At 54.2% G+C, this 21,219-nt stretch carries 17 protein-coding genes; 14 read left to right on the top strand and 3 right to left on the bottom strand.

Annotated features, from left to right (window positions below; translation table 11 throughout):
- Window positions 1-86: 86 nt before the first annotated feature.
- Window positions 87-848: a 3-oxoacyl-[acyl-carrier-protein] reductase gene (fabG, locus tag NG346_RS04755; protein WP_154534960.1), complete on the top strand. Its 762-nt coding sequence runs from the start codon at window positions 87-89 to the stop codon at window positions 846-848.
- Between the two features lie 10 nt (window positions 849-858).
- Complete coding sequence (locus tag NG346_RS04750; protein WP_262279242.1) at window positions 859-1,554, top strand: RluA family pseudouridine synthase; 696 nt, start codon at window positions 859-861, stop codon at window positions 1,552-1,554.
- Here NG346_RS04750 and NG346_RS04745 read toward each other — a convergent pair.
- Window positions 1,517-2,143, bottom strand: coding sequence for an HD domain-containing protein (locus NG346_RS04745; RefSeq protein WP_262279241.1), 627 nt, complete (start codon window positions 2,141-2,143; stop codon window positions 1,517-1,519). The two genes, NG346_RS04750 and NG346_RS04745, sit on opposite strands and share 38 nt — an antisense overlap.
- A gap of 337 nt (window positions 2,144-2,480) precedes the next feature.
- Between NG346_RS04745 and NG346_RS04740 the strand changes: the two genes are divergently transcribed.
- The 11 genes from NG346_RS04740 to xyl3A all read left to right on the top strand — a co-directional run bounded on the left by NG346_RS04740 (window position 2,481) and on the right by xyl3A (window position 14,347).
- Window positions 2,481-3,209 (top strand): HAD family hydrolase, encoded by a 729-nt coding sequence (locus tag NG346_RS04740; RefSeq protein WP_262279240.1) that lies wholly within the window; start codon window positions 2,481-2,483, stop codon window positions 3,207-3,209.
- Between the two features lie 5 nt (window positions 3,210-3,214).
- A complete protein-coding gene (locus NG346_RS04735; protein ID WP_262279239.1) occupies window positions 3,215-3,763 on the top strand; it encodes an HD domain-containing protein in 549 nt (182 codons plus the stop codon).
- Window positions 3,763-4,140 (top strand): fluoride efflux transporter CrcB, encoded by a 378-nt coding sequence (gene crcB / locus NG346_RS04730; protein ID WP_262279238.1) that lies wholly within the window; start codon window positions 3,763-3,765, stop codon window positions 4,138-4,140. The genes NG346_RS04735 and crcB overlap by 1 nt, the downstream gene beginning before the upstream one ends.
- Window positions 4,141-4,164: 24 nt before the next feature.
- Window positions 4,165-4,488, top strand: coding sequence for a DUF190 domain-containing protein (locus NG346_RS04725; protein ID WP_262279237.1), 324 nt, complete (start codon window positions 4,165-4,167; stop codon window positions 4,486-4,488).
- A 71-nt stretch (window positions 4,489-4,559) separates the two neighbouring features.
- The gene (locus tag NG346_RS04720; RefSeq protein WP_262279236.1) at window positions 4,560-5,123 is read left to right on the top strand and encodes a DUF1599 domain-containing protein; all 564 of its coding nucleotides are present in this window, start codon (window positions 4,560-4,562) and stop codon (window positions 5,121-5,123) included.
- Window positions 5,124-5,250: 127 nt separating this feature from the next.
- Window positions 5,251-7,338, top strand: coding sequence for a BT_3928 family protein (locus NG346_RS04715; RefSeq protein WP_449727794.1), 2,088 nt, complete (start codon window positions 5,251-5,253; stop codon window positions 7,336-7,338).
- 106 nt (window positions 7,339-7,444) lie between these two features.
- Window positions 7,445-8,404 (top strand): SPOR domain-containing protein, encoded by a 960-nt coding sequence (locus NG346_RS14565; protein WP_396266725.1) that lies wholly within the window; start codon window positions 7,445-7,447, stop codon window positions 8,402-8,404.
- Between the two features lie 203 nt (window positions 8,405-8,607).
- Window positions 8,608-9,189: a GTP cyclohydrolase I FolE gene (folE, locus tag NG346_RS04705; protein ID WP_154534635.1), complete on the top strand. Its 582-nt coding sequence runs from the start codon at window positions 8,608-8,610 to the stop codon at window positions 9,187-9,189.
- 140 nt (window positions 9,190-9,329) lie between these two features.
- Window positions 9,330-10,112 (top strand): exodeoxyribonuclease III, encoded by a 783-nt coding sequence (locus NG346_RS04700; protein ID WP_262279235.1) that lies wholly within the window; start codon window positions 9,330-9,332, stop codon window positions 10,110-10,112.
- A gap of 4 nt (window positions 10,113-10,116) precedes the next feature.
- Complete coding sequence (locus tag NG346_RS04695; RefSeq protein ID WP_262279234.1) at window positions 10,117-11,454, top strand: MATE family efflux transporter; 1,338 nt, start codon at window positions 10,117-10,119, stop codon at window positions 11,452-11,454.
- Window positions 11,455-11,767: 313 nt separating this feature from the next.
- Window positions 11,768-14,347 carry a xylan 1,4-beta-xylosidase gene (gene xyl3A / locus NG346_RS04690; protein WP_262279233.1) on the top strand — a complete coding sequence of 860 codons (2,580 nt, stop codon included), beginning with the start codon at window positions 11,768-11,770 and terminating at the stop codon, window positions 14,345-14,347.
- Between the two features lie 55 nt (window positions 14,348-14,402).
- On the opposite strand, the gene NG346_RS04685 is transcribed toward xyl3A, so the two are convergent.
- Window positions 14,403-16,940 (bottom strand): zinc-dependent metalloprotease, encoded by a 2,538-nt coding sequence (locus NG346_RS04685; RefSeq protein WP_262279232.1) that lies wholly within the window; start codon window positions 16,938-16,940, stop codon window positions 14,403-14,405.
- A 425-nt stretch (window positions 16,941-17,365) separates the two neighbouring features.
- Between NG346_RS04685 and NG346_RS04680 the strand changes: the two genes are divergently transcribed.
- Window positions 17,366-18,967, top strand: a complete 1,602-nt coding sequence (locus NG346_RS04680; RefSeq protein WP_262279231.1) for an ATP-binding protein — start codon at window positions 17,366-17,368, stop codon at window positions 18,965-18,967.
- 247 nt (window positions 18,968-19,214) lie between these two features.
- On the opposite strand, the gene NG346_RS04675 is transcribed toward NG346_RS04680, so the two are convergent.
- On the bottom strand, window positions 19,215-21,173 hold the full coding sequence (locus NG346_RS04675; protein WP_262279230.1) for an alpha-L-arabinofuranosidase C-terminal domain-containing protein: 1,959 nt from the start codon (window positions 21,171-21,173) through the stop codon (window positions 19,215-19,217).
- Window positions 21,174-21,219 lie beyond the last annotated feature (46 nt).

Raw genomic sequence — 21,219 nt, 5'->3', positions numbered from 1 at the left:
GCTTTTATTCCGTCAATATTTCGTAACTTTGCGCTGACAAAGACATTTTGAAATACTTTATTGATTAAATAACAACTCTAAACGTTATGGAAAAGAAAGGATTATTGGAGGGTAAGACCGCGCTCATCACCGGTGCTGCCCGTGGTATCGGCAAGGCTATTGCCCTGCGTTTCGCTCAGGAAGGTGCTAACATCGCCTTCACCGACCTCGCTATCGACGAGGAGCACGGCGGTCTGGAGACCGAGCGTGAGCTCAACGCGCTGGGTGTGAAGGCCAAGGGCTACGCCAGCAACGCTGCTGACTTTGCGCAGACCGAGGCTACCGTGAAGCAGGTTGTCGCAGACTTTGGCTCTGTGGAGATTCTGGTCAACAACGCCGGTATCACCAAGGACGGACTGATGCTGCGCATGACTGAGGCACAGTGGGACGCTGTCATCGCCGTGAACCTCAAGAGCGCCTTCAACTTCATCCATGCTTGTATTCCTTATATGATGCGTCAGCGCGACGGTCGTATCATCAACATGAGCTCTGTCGTCGGCGTGCATGGCAATGCAGGACAGTGCAACTACTCTGCTTCCAAGGCTGGTCTGATCGCTCTGGCCAAGAGCATCGCTCAGGAGATGGGCCCCAAGGGCATCCGTGCCAACGCCATCGCTCCGGGCTTCATCGACACTGCCATGACGCAGGCACTGCCTGAGCCAGTACGCAAGCAGTGGGTCAGCCACATCCCTGTGCGTCGTGCAGGTACGGTCAACGACATCGCTGACACGGCTGTCTATCTGGCTTCCGACCTCTCCAGCTATGTCTCCGGTCAGGTCATCCAGGTCGATGGCGGCATGAACATGTAAGTTGTGTCGTATGCAAGTCGTTTACGAAGACAATCACATCATCATCGTATATAAGGAGAGCGGCGAGATCGTGCAGGGCGACAAGACCGGCGACGAGCCTCTCTCCGAAACGGTGAAGGAATATATCAAGGAGAAGTACCATAAGCCGGGCAACGTGTTTCTCGGCGTGGTGCATCGCCTCGACCGTCCTGTGGCTGGCCTCGTCGTCTTCGCTCGCACCAGTAAGGCTCTGTCACGTCTCAACGAGATGTTCCGTAAAGGCGAGGTACACAAGACTTACTGGGCGATCACACAAAACGTACCCGCCGAAGAGACGGGTACGCTGACCAACTGGATGACGCGCAACGAGAAGCAAAACAAGAGCTACGCCTACGACCGTGAGGTGCCGGGGGCGAAGAAAGCGGTGCTCAAATACCGTGTCATCGGACACAGCGACCGCTACCATCTCCTGGAGATCACGCTGCTCACGGGGCGTCATCATCAGATCCGCTGCCAGCTGGCACACATCGACTGCCCAATCAAGGGCGATCTGAAATACGGTGCACGCCGCAGCAATCCCGACGGCAGCATCTCGCTGCTTTCCCACCGTGTACAGTTCACGCATCCGGTATCGGGCAAGGAAATAGACATTGTCTCCCCCTTGCCCAATGATGCGCTGTGGCAGTCGTTTATAGATTGTCAATATCCTCTGCTGTCGTCTCAATGATAGCGGCGGCAAGGCTGTCTGCTGCCTGCACAATGGCGCAAAGTGGATACTCCATGCGCGCTGTATCATAGCAACGCTCATCCTCATAGGAATTGAAGTTCAGTCCGAAAGCGCCCATGTGCCAGCGGATAGCACACATCTCGTCGTCGTTGAGCTGCAACCCGCTCAACAGCAGCAAGATGACACTCTTCTCACCATGGCCCATCGGAAAGTCTTTGTACGACACGTTATATCCCTCCACGTCTTCCCACTGGCCGAGTTTATTCTTACGTCTCTTCATCGCGCGTTTATAGATGTCCATCTTGCAGACATCGTGCAGCAGCGTAGCGATGATGATACTCTCGCGTTTCACCTCACCCATCGATGCGGCATCGAGACCTTTCATACCTTCCCAAATCGCGAGACCGGCATGGCAGACATTCAGACTGTGTTCACACAGGCCGCCGGGCACATTGAGATGATGACCGGCAGAGGCCGGCGCCTCAAAGAAGCCTCCTTTTTCCAGATCTTCTATCACATAGTCCATCCCCTCGCGCTTGGTTTCACGCAGAAGTGCCTCAAACTCTTCTTGATTCTTTTGCTTGTCCATAAATATGATTGTATCTTAATTCTTGTTTCGCAATTGTGCCATGATACTGATTGCAAAATTACTATTTTTTTCGGATTTACAGTCAAAACGCTTCCAGTTACTGAGGACAAAGGAGAGACAAGCAAGAAATATTCCATCCATACTCCCTCTCGCAAGGCGTATATTTTTCACCCGTCCCATTTTGTGATTCTAATTATATTGGTTATCTTTGCACCCATAATCAGGAGCAAGTCACAGGAGGAGACAGATGGCAGATACGCAACAACATAATTGTAAAATGGAACACAGTCATCAGAAACATGATATACCGGCGCATAGTTCAACGGTGCATGATCATATGGCAAAAGACAACACACCGTTTAGCCCTGTAACTACTCCCCTCTCCTTGGGAGAGGGGTTCGGGGGTGAGGCTGGAGAGCCTGGTGAGCTTGTTGAGCCTTCCTTATACATCTTCGACTTCGACGGTACGTTGGGTGACTCCAAGCATCTCATCGTCAAGACCATGCAGGACACATGCCGTGAACTGAACATGGATCAGCCGACGGAAGATGCCTACGCCGCCACCATCGGACTGCCACTGGAGCAATGCTTCGCCGTGGCCTGCCATGTCGACGACGCTACGGCAGACCGCTGCGCCACCGTCTACCGCGACATCTTCCAACGTAACAACCGCCCGGGTGCCGTACCGCCGTTTCCCGGTGTCCTTGACACGCTTCGCACGCTCCATGAGCATGGACGGCTCATCGCGCTGGCCAGCAGCCGTGGTCATGAGTCGCTGCAAGGCTTTGCCCAGGAGTATGGCATCGACGATTGGCTCTGCGCCTTGGTGGGAGCAGACGACGTGACGCATGCTAAACCCGATGCCGAGCCTGTCAACGTGATCCTGCAATCTACCGGCTGTAAGCCTGAGGATACGCTTGTCGTGGGCGACACGCGCTTCGACATTCTCATGGGGCGCAATGCAGGGGTCCACACCTGCGGCGTGACCTACGGCAATGGCTCGCGCGAAGAACTGGAAGAGGCAGGGGCGGAACAAATCATCGATCAGTTTGATAAATTAATTTGAGAAATATGGAAGAGACACAAAAAATTATCGATGCCCTCACTCTCCGCATCATCTCCTACGACAAGGGTGATCCCATGCGCATACAACACCTGCTGAAGGTGCACCGCTTCGCGCAGCTCATCGGACGCGCCGAAGGACTGGATGCCCACACTCTCTTTGTCTTGGAGTCAACAGCCGTACTTCACGACATCGGCATCCATCCCGCTGAGGCAAAATACGGCAGCAGCAACGGTAAATACCAGGAAAAGGAGGGACCTGCGCCGGCTCGCGCCATCCTCGAATCGATGCACTACGCCGAAGCCGACATTGAGCGCATCTGCTGGCTCATCGCCCATCACCACACCTATAAGAACATAGACGCACCGGACTATCAGATCCTTGTGGAGGCAGACTTCCTTGTCAACCTCTACGAAGACCATATCTCGCAGCACGGCATTGAGGCGGCGCGCAAAAACATCTTCAAGACGAAGACCGGATTGCAGCTGCTGCACATGATCTATCAGGAGACTTACACGATGCCCAGCACCGGCGGACAACAACAGGAGAAAGCATAATGCTGAGAGATTTTATACTCGTGGGCTGCGGCAGCTTCTTGGGTGGCGGCTGTCGCTTTGTGGTGTCCAAGCTCATACAAGTGCTGATACCGCTGAGCTTTCCCTTCGGTACGTTTGCGGTGAACATTCTCGGCTGTCTGATCATCGGCTTCCTCTCCGGTCTCAACTGGGCGGGCGGTTGGATGTCGCCGTCGGTGAAACTCATCCTGACCACCGGCTTCTGTGGCGGCTTCACCACTTTCTCCACCTTCATGAACGAGAGCACAGCACTCATGCGTGACGGCAACTATCTCTACCTTGCCCTCTACTTAGGGCTGAGCGTGGCGTTGGGACTGCTCGCCGTCGTCGCCGGCAATGCCTGCGCCAAAATGATTTAATGTCTGCAACAAGAAGATTGAAAGATGAAAAAGATACTCCGCTTCTATCTCAGCAATACCGACACGCTGCGCCATGCCTCGCTCTACGAGGAGATCGCGCGCGCGGCACAGCGTGAGGGACTGTCAGGTGCCACCGTGCTGCAAGGCATCATGGGCTACGGCAAAGCCAGCAAGCTGCGCTCCAACAAGTTTTGGGAGCTCAACGTCAAATATCCCATCGTCGTGGAGATCATCGACGATGAAGAGAAGCTCCGGAATTTTCTCGACAAGATCCTGCCCACCATCAAGTCACAGCCCAAGGGCATCCTCGTCACTCTGCAGGATGTAGACGTGGTACTGTGCAAGTAATATTTCCGCTTATCTTTCTGTTTCTCGATTTTATTCTGTAACTTTGCAGAAACTTAGCACATTATATAATAATGAGTACAACCGTGCAGGAAACAGAAAAGCAGTTCCAGGACGTCATGGCAGAGTGCAGACAGCTCTTTGCCAAGAAGCTCCATGACTATGGCGCCTCATGGCGTATGCTACGTCCTTCTTCGCTTACCGATCAGCTCTTTATCAAGGCCAAGCGCATCCGTACCCTTGAGATCACCAAGGAAAGCCTTGTCGGCGAGGGCATCAGACCCGAGTTTATCGCACTGATCAACTATGGCATCATCGGACTCATACAGCTCAAGGAAGGTTTCGCCGATACTATCGACACCACACCCGACGAGGCGCTCAAGCTCTACGACCTCTATGCTCACGAAGCCTTCGAGTTGATGAAGCGTAAAAACCACGACTATGGCGAGGCGTGGAGAGACATGCGCGTCACCAGCTATACCGATTTCATCCTCACAAAGATAGAGCGTGTCAAAGAGCTCGAAGAGAACGAGGGCAAAGCGCTCGTCTCGGAAGGCATCGACAGCAACTATTACGACATCATCAACTATGCGGTCTTCGGTGCCATTCGCACGAAACAACCGATAGAGAAAGCATAGACCCGGCGCTTTCGTCACTGCCCGATAAGATCCTACATTCGCATTTCTTACACAACACTTGGTCATGACCGACAAAGAAGACAACATACAGTCCCAAACGCAAACCCGCACCACGCCACGCTGGCTCATGATGCTGACGACGATCCTCGTCAACATAGCCCGCTTTGTCGTTGGACTGACCTTCATCTTCTCCGGCTATGTCAAAGCCATCGACCCGCTGGGCACGCTCTACAAGATGCAGGACTATCTTGAGGCCATCGGTTTGGCAGGTGCTCTGCCCGACTATCTGCTCATCGCGGCAGCCGTGTTGCTCGCCGGTCTGGAGTTTTGCCTGGGCATTTTCATGGTCTTTGCCATCCACAGGCGACTGACGTCAAAGGTCATCTTGCTCTTTATGACGGTGATGACGCTGATCACGCTGTGGCTCGTCATTGCCAATCCCGTCAAGGACTGCGGTTGTTTCGGCGATGCCATCCACCTCACCAACACCGAATCACTGCTGAAGAACATCGTGCTCACAGCGTGCGCTGTGCTGCTGTGGCGGAAACCGCTCTGCATGTACCGCTTTATCTCGAAGCCCAACCAGTGGATTGCCGTCAACTACACCATCGTCTTCATCCTCGTCACAAGCACCTACTGTCTCTATAAGCTGCCCGTCTTCGACTTCCGTCCCTATCATGTCGGCGTGAATATCAAGCGAGGCATGGAGATACCGCCCGGTGCGCCACAACCCCAATTCGAGACAACCTTTATCTTGGAAAAGAACGGCGTAAAGAAAGAGTTCACCCTTGACAACTATCCCGACTCCACTTGGACGTTCATCGACTCCAAGACCGTGCAGACCGCCGAGGGCTATGTGCCGCCGATCCACGACTTCTCGATACAGTCGCGCGCGGGCGACGACCTCACCGACAGCATCCTCGACCGCCGCGGATATACCTTCCTGCTCATCGCCCCCGACCTGAGCACTGCCGACGACGGCAACTTTGGTGCCATCGACCAGCTCTATGAGTATTGCATCGACAAGCATATCCCCTTCTACTGTCTGACGGCTTCGGGTGATAAGGACATCAAGCACTGGGAAGACATCACGGGCGCGGAATATCCCTTCCTGCTCACCGACGGCACCACACTCAAGACGATGATCCGCAGCAATCCCGGACTGATGCTCATCAAAAACGGCACTATCCTGCGCAAGTGGAGCCACAACGATCTGCCTGACGCAGCTGACCTGCACGGCGACATCAATAAGTTGCCGATCGGACAGCCCGACAGCCACACCGCCGCAGGCACGATGGCAAAGGTAGCCCTCTGGTTTGTCTTGCCGCTGTTCCTCCTCACGCTCGCCGACAGACTGTGGGCTTGGACCAAATGGCTCAGGGCTTGGCAGAAGAAAAAAGAAAATCAGATACAACAACAACTGTTTAACTTATCATTAATAGAAAGGAAAAGAAAAATGAGAAAGAAAATCGTTGCAGGCAACTGGAAAATGAATGAGAACCTGCAGGAGGGCATCGCCCTGGCAAAAGAGATCAACGAGGCATGTGCTGCTGACAAGCCAAACTGTGGCGTCATCATCTGCACTCCGTTCATCCACTTGGCAAAGGTCGCTGAGGTCCTGGATCAGAATGTAGTAGCTCTCGGCGCTGAGAACTGCGCAGACAAGGAGAAGGGTGCTTACACAGGTGAGGTCTCTGCCGCTATGGTGAAGTCTACCGGTGCACAGTACGTCATTCTGGGTCACAGTGAGCGTCGTCAGTACTATCACGAGACTGCTGAGATCCTGAAGGAGAAGGTTCAGCTGGCTCTGGCCAACGGCCTGAAGGTGATCTTCTGCTGCGGCGAGACACTCGAGGAGCGTGAGGCTAACAAGCAGAACGAGGTCGTCAAGGCTGAGCTCGACGGCAGCGTCTTCAACCTCTCTGCCGAAGAGTGGAAGAACATCGTACTGGCTTACGAGCCGATCTGGGCTATTGGCACAGGTAAGACTGCTACCAGCGACCAGGCTGAGGAGATGCTCGCTTACATCCGTAGCATCGTCGCTGAGAAGTACGGCAAAGAGGCTGCTGAGGACACTACCATCCTCTATGGCGGTAGCTGCAAGCCCGGCAACGCTAAGGAACTCTTCGCTAAGCCTGACATCGACGGCGGTCTGATCGGTGGCGCTTCTCTGAAGTGCGCTGACTTCAAGGCTATCATCGACGCCTGGAAGTAATTATCCATCATCTATCAGGAAAGAGAGAGTCGGAGCGAAAATGGCGCCACTGCTCTGTGACGCCATCGCTCCGCTTCTCTTTTTCCTGACTTTTACAATAACCATTATGAAGAGACTGATCTTGGGGATTATCGGCATGCTGACATTGGGCTTCGTCCCGATGCACGCACAGACCTTCCTTGGACATCTGCAACAGCAGAAGCAAGGCGAGGGTAAGATCACGGTGACGCAGAGCAAGGCGATCACGGATCTCGTCAACGGCAGCGCTGTGGTATCTCCGGAAAAGAACACGACTACACAAAACAACAATACGCCGGGCACGAAGACTACTGCTCAGGCAAAGACGGTGGGCACGAAGACGGTAGCCGCACGGCAGCAGAGCACCATCGACAAAGCCAGAGAAGCTGAGCGAAAAGCCGACATGGCACTGGGCAAGAAGGCTTCCACCCAGACCAACAAAAACGCTGAGGCTGCCCGCCGTGCTGCCACAGCAGCAGAACAGAAAAAGGCTGAGGCCGCAACGGAGGCAGCAAGGAGAGAAGAGCAACTCGCCGAGATGCGCCGCCAGGAAGCAGACGCCAAGGCGAAGCAAGAGGCAGAGGCGCTGGCTCGCCAACAGGCTGCCGAGGAGGCAAGGGCCAGGGCGGAAAGTGCCGAGGCGGAGAAAAGAGCACAATGGGCCCGCGAAGCCGAGGCCTATAAAAAGAAATTAGAGATCGAGCGCAAGAGCCAGATTCGCTATCAGGACGATGACGATATGTCGATCCCGACAGTTGACATGCGCAAGAAAGTGATGCGGGGCAGCCGCAAAGTCACCGGCTATCGTGTACAAGCCTTCGCCGGCGGCAACACGCGCGCCGACAAGATGAAAGCTCAACAGGCAGGCAACGACATCAAGATGCGTTTCCCTGACCAACCGATATATGTTCACTTCTATTCTCCCCGCTGGATCTGCCGTGTGGGCAACTACCGCTCGCTCGGTGAGGCCGAGAAGATGCTGCGTGCCGTCAGAAAGATGGGCTATAAAGCAGCAACCATCGTCAAGGGAAAGATCACAGTGAACTAAATAATGTATAATGTATAGTGTATAATGAATAATGAATAAATAAGTGCACCATTGGGGTGACAGAAATTCATCATTCAACACTCAACATTGTTATCACTCATCATTCAATATTGTAGTTATCAACTCTCAACTCTCTCTCAACTCTCAACTCACTTTCAACTCTCAACTCACTTTCAACTCTCAACTTTCAACTCTCAACTTTTATGAATCCAGAAACAGAATTCCGGCCGGGACTCGAAAAGCTGGCCGACCACTATAAAGACATACTGACTTTGCTGGGCGAAGACCCAGAACGTGAGGGACTCGTCAAGACTCCAATGCGCGTGGCAAAGGCGATGCAGACGCTTACCCGCGGCTACACACAGGACCCGAAAAAGGTGCTCACCGACGCGCTCTTTGAGGAGAAATACAATCAGATGGTCATCGTCAAGGACATCGACTTCTTCTCGATGTGCGAGCACCACATGCTGCCGTTCTTCGGCAAGGCTCACGTGGCCTATATCCCCAATGGCTATATCACCGGACTGAGCAAGATAGCCCGTGTCGTCGACATCTTCTCCCACCGACTGCAAGTGCAGGAGCGATTGACAGAGCAGATCGAGCAGTGCATCCGCGAGACGCTCAAGCCGCAAGGCGTAATGGTCGTGCTCGAGGCCCGCCACCTTTGTATGCAGATGCGAGGCGTGGAGAAGCAAAACTCCATGACGACGACAAGTGCCTACAGCGGTGTCTTCGAGTCGGCAAAGACGAGAATGGAGTTCCTCAGCCTGCTGAAAGTGAAATAACAAGGCACGCTCTCCTTATTTTATATACAGTAGGAGCTTCATCTTCCCGATCGGTACACCTTATTATATATATAGGGCTGCGACACGGCCGGACAAGCCCCCCGTCGGGCATCATTTGATTACCCTTTAATCACAAACGCATGAAATTTATTTCCTGGAACGTCAATGGACTTCGCGCCTGCATGAAGCCAAAGACCGACGACGACGGCAATGTCATCAGCAAAGGCTTTGAGGCTTACTTCAAAGACCTGGACGCTGACTTCTTCTGTCTGCAAGAAACTAAGATGCAGGCCGGACAACTTGACCTGCAATTCCCCGGATATACGTCGTACTGGAACTATGCCGACAAGAAAGGCTACAGCGGTACGGCTATCTTCGCACGGCAGGAGCCGCTGAGCGTCGCCTATGGCATGGGCATCGACGAACACGACCACGAGGGGCGCGTCATCACGCTCGAATACGCTGACTTCTATCTTGTCTGTGTCTACACGCCGAACTCGCAGGACGGGCTCCGCCGTCTCGACTACCGCATGAAGTGGGAAGACGACTTCCGCAACTTCCTGCTGGCGCTCAACGACAAGAAGCCGGTCATCGTCTGCGGTGATATGAACGTGGCGCACGAGGAGATTGATATCAAAAATCCCAAGACCAACCGCCACAACGCAGGCTTCACTGACGAGGAGCGCGAGAAGATGACAGTGCTGCTCAACAGCGGTTTCACAGATACTTTCCGTCTGCTGCACCCCGAAGAGGTGAAGTATTCGTGGTGGAGCTACCGCTTCCGTGCCAGAGAGAAAAACGCGGGCTGGCGCATCGACTACTTCCTCACGTCCGACAGCTTGCAGCCACGTATCACCGCGGCCGAAATCCACAACGAGGTCTTCGGCAGTGACCACTGTCCCGTGGAGCTGCAACTGAAATAACATTATGCACGCAGGAACAGACAACTACACCTATCTCACCACCGCACCGATCCGTCGTGTCATACCGACGATGGCCATCCCGACGATCATCAGTATGCTCGTCACCGCCCTATACAATATGGCGGACACCTTTTTCGTGGGCAAGCTCGACACGCAGTCTACAGCTGCCGTGGGCGTGGTGTTCTCGATGATGTTCTTTGTGCAGGCCATCGGATTCTTCTTTGGTCACGGTTCCGGAAACTATATCTCACGCGAGCTGGGCGCACGCCGCCACGACAATGCGGCCCGCATGGCAGCGACGGGCTTTTGCTTCTCTGTCATCGCGGGAACGCTGATCGCAGTGCTGGGCTGGATTTTTCTCAACCCCTTGTCACTGCTCTTGGGTGCCACGCCGACGATCCTGCCCCACACACGGCAGTATCTTGGCATCGTGCTCTTGGGCTCTCCTTTCCTGACCGGCTCGCTGACGCTCAACAATCAACTGCGTCTTCAGGGCAACGCCTCCTTTGCCATGGTGGGCATCGTCACGGGTGCTATCCTCAACGTAGGGCTCGATCCGCTCTTCATCTTTGTGTGTCATTGGGGCGTAGCCGGTGCGGCTCTCGCCACGGTGACCGGTCAGGTGGTGAGCTTCCTCATTCTTTTCTTCATGACGCACCGTGGAGAGAACATCGCCATCCGTTTCCGGCTCTTCTCCCCCACTTGGTCCGCTTTCAAGGAAATCTTCTTTGGCGGCAGTCCATCGCTGTGCCGTCAAGGACTGCTCTGCCTGGCCACGACCATGCTCAACCATGCCGCGGGTAACTACGGCGATGCGGCCATTGCCGCCATGAGCATTGTCAACCGCATCACGATGATGGTCATGGCTGTCGTCATCGGCTTGGGACAAGGCTTCCAACCGCTTTGTGGTTTCTGCTTCGGCGCCCGTCTCATCCCACGTTTGAAACGTGCCTACTGGTTCACCATCGCTGTGGGCACGACCTTTCTCATCGTTTGCACGGTCGTCGGCTGGCTGCTCAGCGATCATCTCATCGGCATCTTCCGCAACGACGCAGAGGTCATTGCCGTGGGCATCGTCGCCTTGCGCTGGCAGATCAGCACGTTGCCACTCAACAGCTTCATCATGACGAGCAACATGCTTACGCAGACGTGCCGCATGCCGGTGGCCGCGAATCTGCTCGCTTCGGCGCGCAGTGGTCTTTTCTTCGTCCCGCTCATCCTCGTCCTGCCGCATTTCTTCGGACTGATGGGCGTGGAGATGTGCCAGGCCGTCAGCGACATTTGTTCCTTTTCGCTGACCGTACCTGTCATGGCGCATACCCTCAAGCGTCTCAAACAATAGTTCTCCCACACAGTCCGTAAAGGCAAATCATGGTCAGACACAGGACAGACGCCAGTGTCAATACGAGCGTAGCAGGATTATAGCCAACGGGCAAAAGGTGTTAAGAAAACTGATAAAAAACAGCCTTCGTAGCGGCGATTTTCCGCACGAAGGTATCCGCAAAAGGAAAATGAGAAAACGTTGGCTTGAGCTTTTAATACGTCCCACATGCAACACTGCGCAAAGTATTGGTTACATAGGATAAGACCCGTTCCGTATAAAATCGCTATCTTTGCAGAAACAATTAGCAAAGACAACCATAACAACTAAAAACATGACTCTAAAACACATCCTGCTGGGAGTTCTCTGCCTCTGCGCCACTGGCGTAAGCGCCCAAAAACTCCCTTATCAAGACCCCACCCTCTCTGCCCACCAGCGTGCCGTGGATCTCTGCAGCCGTCTGACCCTTGAGGAGAAAGCCTCGCTGATGCTCGACGAGAGTCCCGCCATCCCACGGCTGGGCATCAAGAAGTTTTATTGGTGGAGCGAGGCGCTCCATGGCGTGGCCAACCTCGGCGGCGTGACGGTCTATCCCGAACCGGTCGCCATGGCCTCATCGTTCAATCCCGACCTGCTCTACCGCGTCTTCTCGGCCACGAGCGACGAGATGCGCGCTCAATATCATCACCGGCTGGCCATGGGCGGCGACGTGGAGAAGTTCCACAGCCTCTCGGTCTGGACACCGAATGTCAACATCTTCCGCGACCCGCGGTGGGGCCGTGGCCAGGAGACCTACGGCGAGGATCCGTGGCTGACAAGTGTGATGGGCTGCGCTGTCGTACGCGGTCTGCAAGGTCCCGACTCTGCGCGCTACCGCAAACTCTGGGCCTGCGCCAAACACTATGCCGTGCATAGCGGCCCCGAAAGCACGCGCCACACGGCCAACATCAACGACGTCTCGCCACGTGACCTGTGGGAGACCTATCTGCCCGCGTTTAAGTCGCTCGTCCAGGATGCCGACGTGCGCGAGGTGATGTGCGCTTATCAGAGCCTCGACGACGAGCCCTGCTGCTCCAACAACCGCCTGCTGCAACAGATCCTGCGCGACGAGTGGGGTTTCAAGCATCTCGTGGTGAGCGACTGCGGTGCCGTCAGCGACATCTGGACAAGCCATAAGGTGTCGAGCGATGCCACCCATGCCTCGGCACGCGCCACGCTCGCCGGCACCGACGTAGAGTGCGGTTTCAACTATTCCTACAAGAGTCTGCCCGATGCCGTGCGCCGTGGTCTGATCAGCGAAAAGGAGGTTGACAAGCATGTGACGCGTCTGCTCGAAGGCCGTTTCGACCTTGGCGAGATGGACGATCAGAAGCTCGTTTCGTGGAGCCGCATCCCCTTCTCCGTCGTATCCAGCAAGCAGCACGCTCAGCTCTCGCTCGACATGGCGCGACAGTCGCTCGTGCTGCTGAAGAACAATGGCGGCATTCTGCCCCTCAACCCGAAGAGCCATGAGCGCATCGCCGTCGTCGGGCCCAATGCCGACAACCGTCCGATGATGTGGGGCAACTACAATGGCACGCCGACACACACCATCGACATCCTCGACGGACTGCGCAGCCACTATAAGAATCTGGTTTACCTCAAAGGCTGCGACCTTACAGCCGACAAGGTCATCGACCCGCTGTTCTCTCAGTGCCGCGCCGGAAAGACGACAGGACTCAAGGGTGAGTTCTGGAACAACACTGAGCGCGAGGGTAAGCCTGTCACCACTCAATACTATACGCTGCCTATCGCCGTGACCACAGCGGGCATGCACAACTTCGCGCCGGGCGTGAAGATCGAGGATTTCTCGGCCCGCTACTCCACCACGTTCTATCCCAAGCAGAGTGGAGAGGTGGCGCTCGACGTAGAGGGCTGCGGCGACTTCACCGTATATGTCAATGGTGAGCGCAAACAGCAGGCACATACGTGGCGCACGCTGCCGACGCATACCGTGCTGAAAGTAGAGGCCGGTAAGAGCTACGACATCCGGGTGGACTTCAACTACGTGAAAACGTGGAATGCTGACCTGAAGATCAACTTCGGCATCGAGAAGCCTGTGGACTACACCGCTACCATCAATCAGCTCAAAGGCATCGACAAGGTGATCTTCGTCGGCGGCATCTCTCCTGCACTCGAAGGCGAGGAGATGCCCGTGCACATCGAGGGCTTCTCGGGAGGCGACCGCACGAACATCGAGTTGCCGAAAGTGCAGCGTGGTCTCATCGCCGCCCTGCACGATGCCGGCAAGCAGGTGATCATGGTCAACTGCTCGGGCGCTGCCATCGCGCTGGCTCCCGAAGCCGACCGCTGTCAGGCGATTCTACAGGCCTGGTACCCGGGTCAGGAGGGCGGCACGGCTGTGGCTGACGTGCTCTTCGGCAAGGTGAATCCTTCGGGCAAGCTCCCCGTGACGTTCTATCGCAGCACTTCTCAGCTGCCGCCTTTCGAGAGTTACGACATGAAAGGCCGTACCTACCGCTATTTCAAGGGCGACGCGCTCTATCCCTTCGGCTACGGACTGAGCTACACACAGTTCCGTCTCGGGCAGCCACGACTGGAAAAGTCGGGCAAGGTCGGCGGCAAGCTCATCGTAGACATTGAGAACACGGGGCAGCGCAGCGGCGACGAGACGGTGCAGGTCTATGTCCGTGACAACGACGACACCGACGGCCCCCTCAAGAGTCTGCGTGCCTTCCAGCGTGTCAGCCTGAAAGCGGGCGAGAAGAAGACGGTCGTCATCCCGCTCGACGAGCGTACCTTCGAACTCTGGGACGCCTCCACGAATACCATGCGATGGAATCCCGAGCACCACTATACCGTCTACTGCGGCACCAGCTCCATGGAGAAAGACCTGAAGCAGGTGGCGATGTAGTGTAGCAAAAATAAAGCACCCAATGGAATTCCATTGGGTGCTTGTAGATATTTCATTACTCCGCCTTATCGTATTTCTTGCGGATCATCGCTATCTCGTGGATCAGCTCAGCATAGTGGAGGGCGTTGAGGCTGGTGGAGGGCTGAGACGACTGCTGTTTGCGGCAGAACGACTCCACGGTGTCGAGATGCTGGAGCAGGAAGAGACGGGCGTCGGAGTTGGCGGCATTGAGGCTAAGCGTGCTCTTGTCCTTCGACGGATCCGCGTTGATGGCCTGGTTGAGCGTGTTGACGTAAGCACGCTCGAGCTGACGGCGATAGTAGTCCTGCTTGTCGCCTTCCTTTCCCAACGGCTTCCACACAGCGTGGAAGACGTCGGTGAGATATTCCTGCACGGGATAGGGCTTGAGCGCACGCTGGCTCTTCTTGTACTGGTTGGCCACCATGTTGGAGGAGATCAGGTAGGAGACGAGTGTGCGGGCCCGGTTCACGATCTCGTCCTCAGCGTCGAGGTTGAGTTTCGTACAGATGCTCGTGGGATAGAGCCACAGCGGAGCTTCGAAGACATTGCGGGCACACCAGTCGATGGCTTCCTTCTGCACGTCGCGGGGAACGACTTCCGTGACGGGCATGCCGGGGATCGTGTTGGTATACATGCCGCCGATGTTGCGCTGCACATGGAGACAATAGCGGGCAAACTGCGAGCGCACGGACTTATGCATCTCTTCGAGATCGTCGTACTGACCGTCGGGTTGTGCCGTCCATTTTTCGAGATGAGCGATGACGCGCTTCAAGTTCTTGATGCCATAGTCGCTGGCTTTCATATTGTCGTCGCCGAGGCTCTCGGTCTGGCTGCGTGGATCCTGCCCTCGTCCCTCGTCACCGCAGTAGGCCAGTCGATGGTCGTGGCTGAGCGCCTCGCTGACTTCTGTGCGGAGCTGCTTGGCTTCTTTCCATGGATCCTTGAATTCCGGACGATACTGGTAGCCCCATTTGATGGCCCATTTGTCGTAGACATTGATGCGTGGGAACAGTCCGCGCTCCGACACGCCGTCCTCGGGCTGAGCCACATAGTTGAAGCGGGCATAGTCCATGATGCTCACCGTGTGGCCATTGGCCTCCACCCACTTCTTGTCGCGGAGCTTCTCCACGGGTGTGGCACTGCTGGCGATCATGTTGTGGCGCAGTCCCAGCGTGTGGCCGACCTCATGGGAAGAGACAAAGCGGATGAGCTCGCCCATGAGCTTGTCGGGCAGTTGCATGGTCTGCGCACGCTTGTCGAGCGGCCCGCACTGGGTGATATACCATTTGCGTACGAGGTTCATCACGTTGTGATACCAGCAGATATGGCTCTCGATGATCTCGCCGCTGCGCGGGTCAACGATGCGCGGACCATAGGCGTTCTCCGTTTCGGAAGGCAGATAGCGCAGGAAACAGTAGCGTGCGTCGTCGGGACTGATGTCGCTGCCCTTGGGCACTTCACGGGCAACGATGGCGTTTTTAAATCCGGCAGCCTCAAAGGCAGCGTTCCAGTCGTTGATGCCGGCGATGAGATAGGGCACCCATTTCTTTGGCGTTGCCGGGTCGATGTGGTAGACGATCTGCTTTTTCGGTTCCACGAGCTTGCCCTGTTTATAGGCCTTCGGATCCTTGGGCTCCAGGCGATAGCGGTTGATGATGGCGTAGCCTTTCGAGGGCGCACCGTCGGAGAAGCGTGTCTGACGCGTCTCGAAAAATCCTACACGGTTGTCGGCGATACGTGGCTGCATCGGCTTCTCGGGCAGGAGCACAATGCTCGTGTTCATGCCGACGGTGGCAAAACCGGTCCTTGACGCCGGCATCCTGCCGTCGGGACAGCTATAGGTGCGCAGCGTCCTCACCTCGACGTTGATGGGATAGACCGTCATCGTGTCAATGAAGCTACGGTCAGCCTGCAAGGCCGTGACGTTGACAACCTTGCGGTCAGACGACGAGAGTCCGAAGATGTTGTTGTCCTGAACGAAGAACTTACTCACCTCCACGAGCATGTCACCGGTCTTGGGATTCTTTCCGATGATGTCGAACTTCGCCACGATGGGGTCGATCGTCGACTTTTCGACGAGTTGCGCCATCTGTTCCTTGTCGTCGGCGACCTGTGTCTTGGCATAGGCGCGGAGGAGCAGCGTCTTGTCATCACGCTTTTCGAAATAGATGGTGCTGTGGTTGACCTCCTCACCGGGCAGTTCCTTGAAGGCCTGCGGCACCGAGGTGAAACGTGTCACAGCCAAGAGCATGCGGTCGGTGATGCGTTGTGGCACCTCAAAATACCATTTATCCTCGATATGTCGCACGGTGAAGAGTCCGTTACGTACCGATCCGCCTTTCTTCATGAGTTTGTCGTAGGCGTTTTCCTTCTTGGCGGCTGTGGTGTCTTTCTTGGCTTTGTCCGCGGACTTCTTCTTTGTGATGGAGTCGTTGTGGACGGTAGAGTCCTTGCGCGTCACGCTGATGTGGCTGGCTTCGAAGCCGCCGCCGCTGTTATGAGCGCAGACCGGCAGGCCGAAGGCAAGCGCCAGGGCAGTGCTGAGCGTCAGTTGTCTGAAGTTGATGTTCATATTGTTGTGCTAATAAATCTATGAAAGGAAAATGGTAGTGTTGGAATTATATTGGTAGAATCTCAACTTTAGAAAGTTGAGATTGTTATGATGTGGTAGTATGATGCAGTCATCATCTTTCACCTAAGGCTCGCAAAGGTAAGCATAAAATCCGAGAAAACTGACATGAGAAAAGACTTTTTGCGTATCGGAATCGCGATAAGGGTCGACGGAAAAGGGTTATAGGACGCCATACGATGACAACCGCGATGGCTCATGAATTATTGAAGAGGGATTGCTTCCCTTGGGTTCATGGACGTTCTTGCTCGCCTAAACAAATACACATTAACCTTCAAGCCATCGTTGAAACAAACAAAAACCACAGCTATATCTTTGTGATGTCGATTATTTATCCTAAATTTGCAAGTAACTAAATACGCGGCAACATGAAGTATCCTATCGGTATTCAAACTTTTGAGCAGATCATAGAGGGCGGCTTTGTTTATGTGGACAAAACCGACTTGGTCTATAAACTGGCCAATGAGGGAAAGATCTATTTTCTCAGCCGTCCCCGCCGCTTTGGCAAGTCTCTGCTTCTGTCAACCTTGAAATGCTATTTCGAGGGCAGGAAAGAACTGTTCAAAGGATTGAAAATTGACACCAAGGAGAAAGACTGGAAGAAGTATCCGGTGTTTCATATAGACTTTAATGGCTATGACTTTCTCAACAGAGACAATCTTTATAAAGTCATTGAAGGATATATCACAGAATACGAACGTGTTTGGGGACGATATCCTTACAGTGAAACTATAGGAGACCGCTTTGCTTATGTGCTCAGCCAAGCCCACCGGCAAACAGGATTGCCATGCGTAGTTCTTGTGGACGAATATGACAAGCCTTTGTTAGACGTGCTTGACACGGGTGCGAAAGTGAAGGACAATACCCAAGAGATCCTCGTAGAAGATTTCAACCGTGACACATTGAAGGCTTTCTATTCTGTTTTCAAAAAGGCGGATGCCGATCTTCGATTCGTCATGCTTACCGGCGTGACCAAGTTCTCGCAAGTAAGCGTGTTCAGTGGATTCAACCAGCCCAATGATATCAGCATGTCTCGTGAATACGAGGCACTATGCGGTATCACGGAAAAGGAATTGTCTGAGGTCTTTGCATCTTCCATTCAGGATATGGCAGAGACATTGGAATATTCCTATGAGAAAACGTTGCAACTGTTGAAAGTGCACTATGACGGTTATCATTTTGGACCGAAACTCACGGACATCTATAATCCTTTTAGTATCTTGAATGCGCTCGCAAAACAGAATCTGGGCGATTATTGGTTTCAGAGTGGAACGCCGACCTATCTCATCCGATTGCTCAATCATTCCCATGAGAATCTCAATGAGATGGTAGGAAAGTACTATTTTCCAGCGCAGTTCATAGACTATAAGGCCGATGTGGAAATGCCATTACCAATGATCTACCAAAGTGGGTATCTTACTATTAAGGCAATACGCAAGAGCATCATCGGTAATGAGACCTACAAACTCGACTTTCCCAATGTAGAGGTTGCACAAGGTTTTCTCACGCTGGTGACCAACAGCTATTTACAATCCAAGGAGGACAGTTTCTCTTGGCTCTCTGAGACTACCGACGCTTTGGGACGTGGTGATTTGGAAACCTTTGAGCGGGCACTTACTGCTTTCCTTGCCAGCATCCCTTATTCAGCACGGCGTCACGAGAATGAGCGTGAGAAAGAACGCTATTTCCAGTACACCGTCTATCTGCTCATGCGCATGGTGGGCTGCTACACCGTTTATCACGAGAAGGAAACGTCGGAAGGACGTGCTGACTGCGTGGTGGAAACACCTGACTTTGTCTATATCTTTGAGTATAAACTCGACCGTCCCGCTGACGAGGCGCTTGCTCAGATCGATGCTATGGGATATGCCCGTGAGTATGCCAACGACCAAAGAAAAGTATACAAGATTGCTTGTTGCTTCTCGTCCAAGACAGGGACTGTCAGTGATTTCAAGGTTGTCGCAGATTGACACCAACTTCTTAAAACACAATCAAGGCCCCCCGTAATCACTACGGAGAGCCTCAGGAATCATTAAAATCATCTGTCTTACTGAAAAAAAGTAAGTACAGCGAACCTACATAACATCTTGTAACCTAACTTTACACTTTAAAAAAACCTAAACTTATAGCATTATTATGAAGCTATGCTAATCACATGTTAATCATAACAAAGTCATTTCGTTGTAATGCCTAAATCACATATATATCACTAATAAATCACATCTTGATCACATTGACCGACAGCGGCGCGAGCACCACCTTGAAGGTCTTGCCGGTCTTCTGTTTGGCGGTCACCGGCACGACATGCTTGGGGTTGTCGATGGAGTTGGTGTCCTCGGGCTTGGCAGCCTTGAGCGTGGTGATGGTACCCTTGCCGGCTACCTTGCCCCCGCTGACGGTGACGGTGAGCGTCTGTGCTGTCTTTCCGCCGTTGACAACCTTCAGGTATGTATGTCCCGACTGTGTGTCGGTCGTTGCCGAGTAGTACAGCTGCGGCAGCTTCTTACCCTCGTATTCCATTGTTGGCATGTCCTTGTCGGTCATCGGCACAATGCGGTTGCCCACATTCTGGGCGAACATACACTGAGCGTAGTAGGAAGGCGAGCCGTAGGCGTTGAGCGCGTCGTATCCGATGAGGTCGCTCTCCCATTGCATGCCGCCTTTGCTGACGTTGACGAAAAGCGGTGCGTAGCAGTGACCGATCAGCAGGTCAGCGTTGCGCTCCATGCCCGTCATCCAGGCAGCATCGCCAAGCGCCGCATTCATGTTTGTCGTCGGCTTGCCCTCGCGTGCAGCCCACTCACCGCAGAAGATCTTCGGTCCCTTGCGGTCGTATTTGTCGTATTGGTTGGCAGCCGCATACATGTCACCCGTACTGCGATAGTAGTGCTCATCGATGACATCGAACTTCAGTCCGGTCACACCTGTCTCCTGTGCCCAGCGCTCCACCATCTTCTGATCAGCGGTAGAGATAAGCTGCAGCTGAGGATACTTGGCTTTGATGGCCTCGTAGAACTTTTTATAGCGTCCGGCATAAGAGCCGCTCTCGTCGAAGAAGTCCTCATTGCCGATCTCCACATAGTGCAGAGGGAACGGCTCGGGATGACCGTCGCGCACACGCTGTGCGCCCCACTTGGTCTCAGGACCGCCCGTGACATACTCGATCTCGTCAAGGGCATCCTGAACGAAGCCGTCGATGTAGTCGGCAGTGAGGTGGTCGCCGCTGAGCGTGTAACCGGCGAAGACAGCGAGAATAGGCTCAGCGCCACAGTCCTCAGCCCACTCCAGAAACTCCAGCAAGCCGAGACCGTCGGTAGAGCGATAGCCCCAAGGACTCATGTGACCCGGTCGCTCATCGGGATCGCCGATGGTGCGCTTCCAGTCGAAGCGGTTGCGGAAGTCATTGCCCTCGACATAGTTGCCGCCGGGGAAGCGCAGGAACTTTGGCTTCATCTGGCACATCATCTCCATGAGATCCTTGCGGAGTCCGTTAGGCCGGTTGTTGAACGTCTCAGGGAAGAGCACCGTTTTGCTCAAGTCATACGTTCCCTCATTATCAGCGGTGATGACAAAGCGTGCGTCCTTCGTGGCCTTGACCTTCTCTGGAACCGTCAGCTCGAAGCTCTTCTTCTGCCAGTTCTCCCCGAGTCCGTCGATCTTTGTGGAGGCAAAGACCGTCTTGCCGTCGTTGCTGACGAGGCTCAGCGTGAGCGAAGCGCCGCTGCCTTTCTCAGCTTTGGCGATGACATATCCTTTATAATGTTCTTTCGCGCGGACGGGTACGCCCCAAAATCCGCCGTTGGCAATGCTTGCTCCAGCCTTCGCTTTCCATTTCAGCACCGCGGGGTTGGCACGGTTGTATCCGCCCTTCTGCGTGAGCGTGAGCTGTGAGGCCAGCGTGTCTGTTGCCAGCCAGTATTTCGGACCGCCCGAATGCCAGGGCGTCCATGGGTTGCGACGTTGTCCATTGGCATCCTCACGGAAAGAGGGGTCGCGCAGGATCTGAGCGTAGAGACCGCCTTCATAGGAGAAGTTGATCTCCTCGGTCATGATACCATATAGTGTCGGGCTTACCGCCTTCTGGGCTTTGTCGAGTTGCAAGGTCAGCTGCTGGGCGTTGGCACCGAGCGCTGCCATGAACATGAGAGTAGTTAAAGCAGTTTTTGTCGTTTTCATATTTGGGAGATTTGATTTCTGCTGCAAAATTACGACATTCATCTTA

This window comes from Hallella absiana (genome assembly GCF_025457485.1).
Taxonomy (GTDB): domain Bacteria; phylum Bacteroidota; class Bacteroidia; order Bacteroidales; family Bacteroidaceae; genus Prevotella; species Prevotella absiana.
This window is presented reverse-complemented; position numbering and strand designations above follow the sequence as displayed.

Bases quoted from the DNA above. Each gene is read 5' to 3' on its own strand.
- NG346_RS04745 (WP_262279241.1), bottom strand. From the start codon at position 2,143: ATGGACAAGCAAAAGAATCAAGAAGAGTTTGAGGCACTTCTGCGTGAA.
- folE (WP_154534635.1), top strand. From the start codon at position 8,608: ATGAATCCAGAAACAGAATTCCGGCCGGGACTCGAAAAGCTGGCCGAC.
- NG346_RS04675 (WP_262279230.1), bottom strand. From the start codon at position 21,173: ATGAAAACGACAAAAACTGCTTTAACTACTCTCATGTTCATGGCAGCG.
- NG346_RS04720 (WP_262279236.1), top strand. From the start codon at position 4,560: ATGAGTACAACCGTGCAGGAAACAGAAAAGCAGTTCCAGGACGTCATG.
- NG346_RS04700 (WP_262279235.1), top strand. From the start codon at position 9,330: ATGAAATTTATTTCCTGGAACGTCAATGGACTTCGCGCCTGCATGAAG.
- NG346_RS04735 (WP_262279239.1), top strand. From the start codon at position 3,215: ATGGAAGAGACACAAAAAATTATCGATGCCCTCACTCTCCGCATCATC.
- NG346_RS04680 (WP_262279231.1), top strand. From the start codon at position 17,366: ATGAAGTATCCTATCGGTATTCAAACTTTTGAGCAGATCATAGAGGGC.
- xyl3A (WP_262279233.1), top strand. From the start codon at position 11,768: ATGACTCTAAAACACATCCTGCTGGGAGTTCTCTGCCTCTGCGCCACT.
- fabG (WP_154534960.1), top strand. From the start codon at position 87: ATGGAAAAGAAAGGATTATTGGAGGGTAAGACCGCGCTCATCACCGGT.
- NG346_RS04715 (WP_449727794.1), top strand. From the start codon at position 5,251: ATGATGCTGACGACGATCCTCGTCAACATAGCCCGCTTTGTCGTTGGA.
- NG346_RS04695 (WP_262279234.1), top strand. From the start codon at position 10,117: ATGCACGCAGGAACAGACAACTACACCTATCTCACCACCGCACCGATC.
- NG346_RS04725 (WP_262279237.1), top strand. From the start codon at position 4,165: ATGAAAAAGATACTCCGCTTCTATCTCAGCAATACCGACACGCTGCGC.
- crcB (WP_262279238.1), top strand. From the start codon at position 3,763: ATGCTGAGAGATTTTATACTCGTGGGCTGCGGCAGCTTCTTGGGTGGC.
- NG346_RS14565 (WP_396266725.1), top strand. From the start codon at position 7,445: ATGAAGAGACTGATCTTGGGGATTATCGGCATGCTGACATTGGGCTTC.
- NG346_RS04740 (WP_262279240.1), top strand. From the start codon at position 2,481: ATGGCAAAAGACAACACACCGTTTAGCCCTGTAACTACTCCCCTCTCC.
- NG346_RS04685 (WP_262279232.1), bottom strand. From the start codon at position 16,940: ATGAACATCAACTTCAGACAACTGACGCTCAGCACTGCCCTGGCGCTT.
- NG346_RS04750 (WP_262279242.1), top strand. From the start codon at position 859: ATGCAAGTCGTTTACGAAGACAATCACATCATCATCGTATATAAGGAG.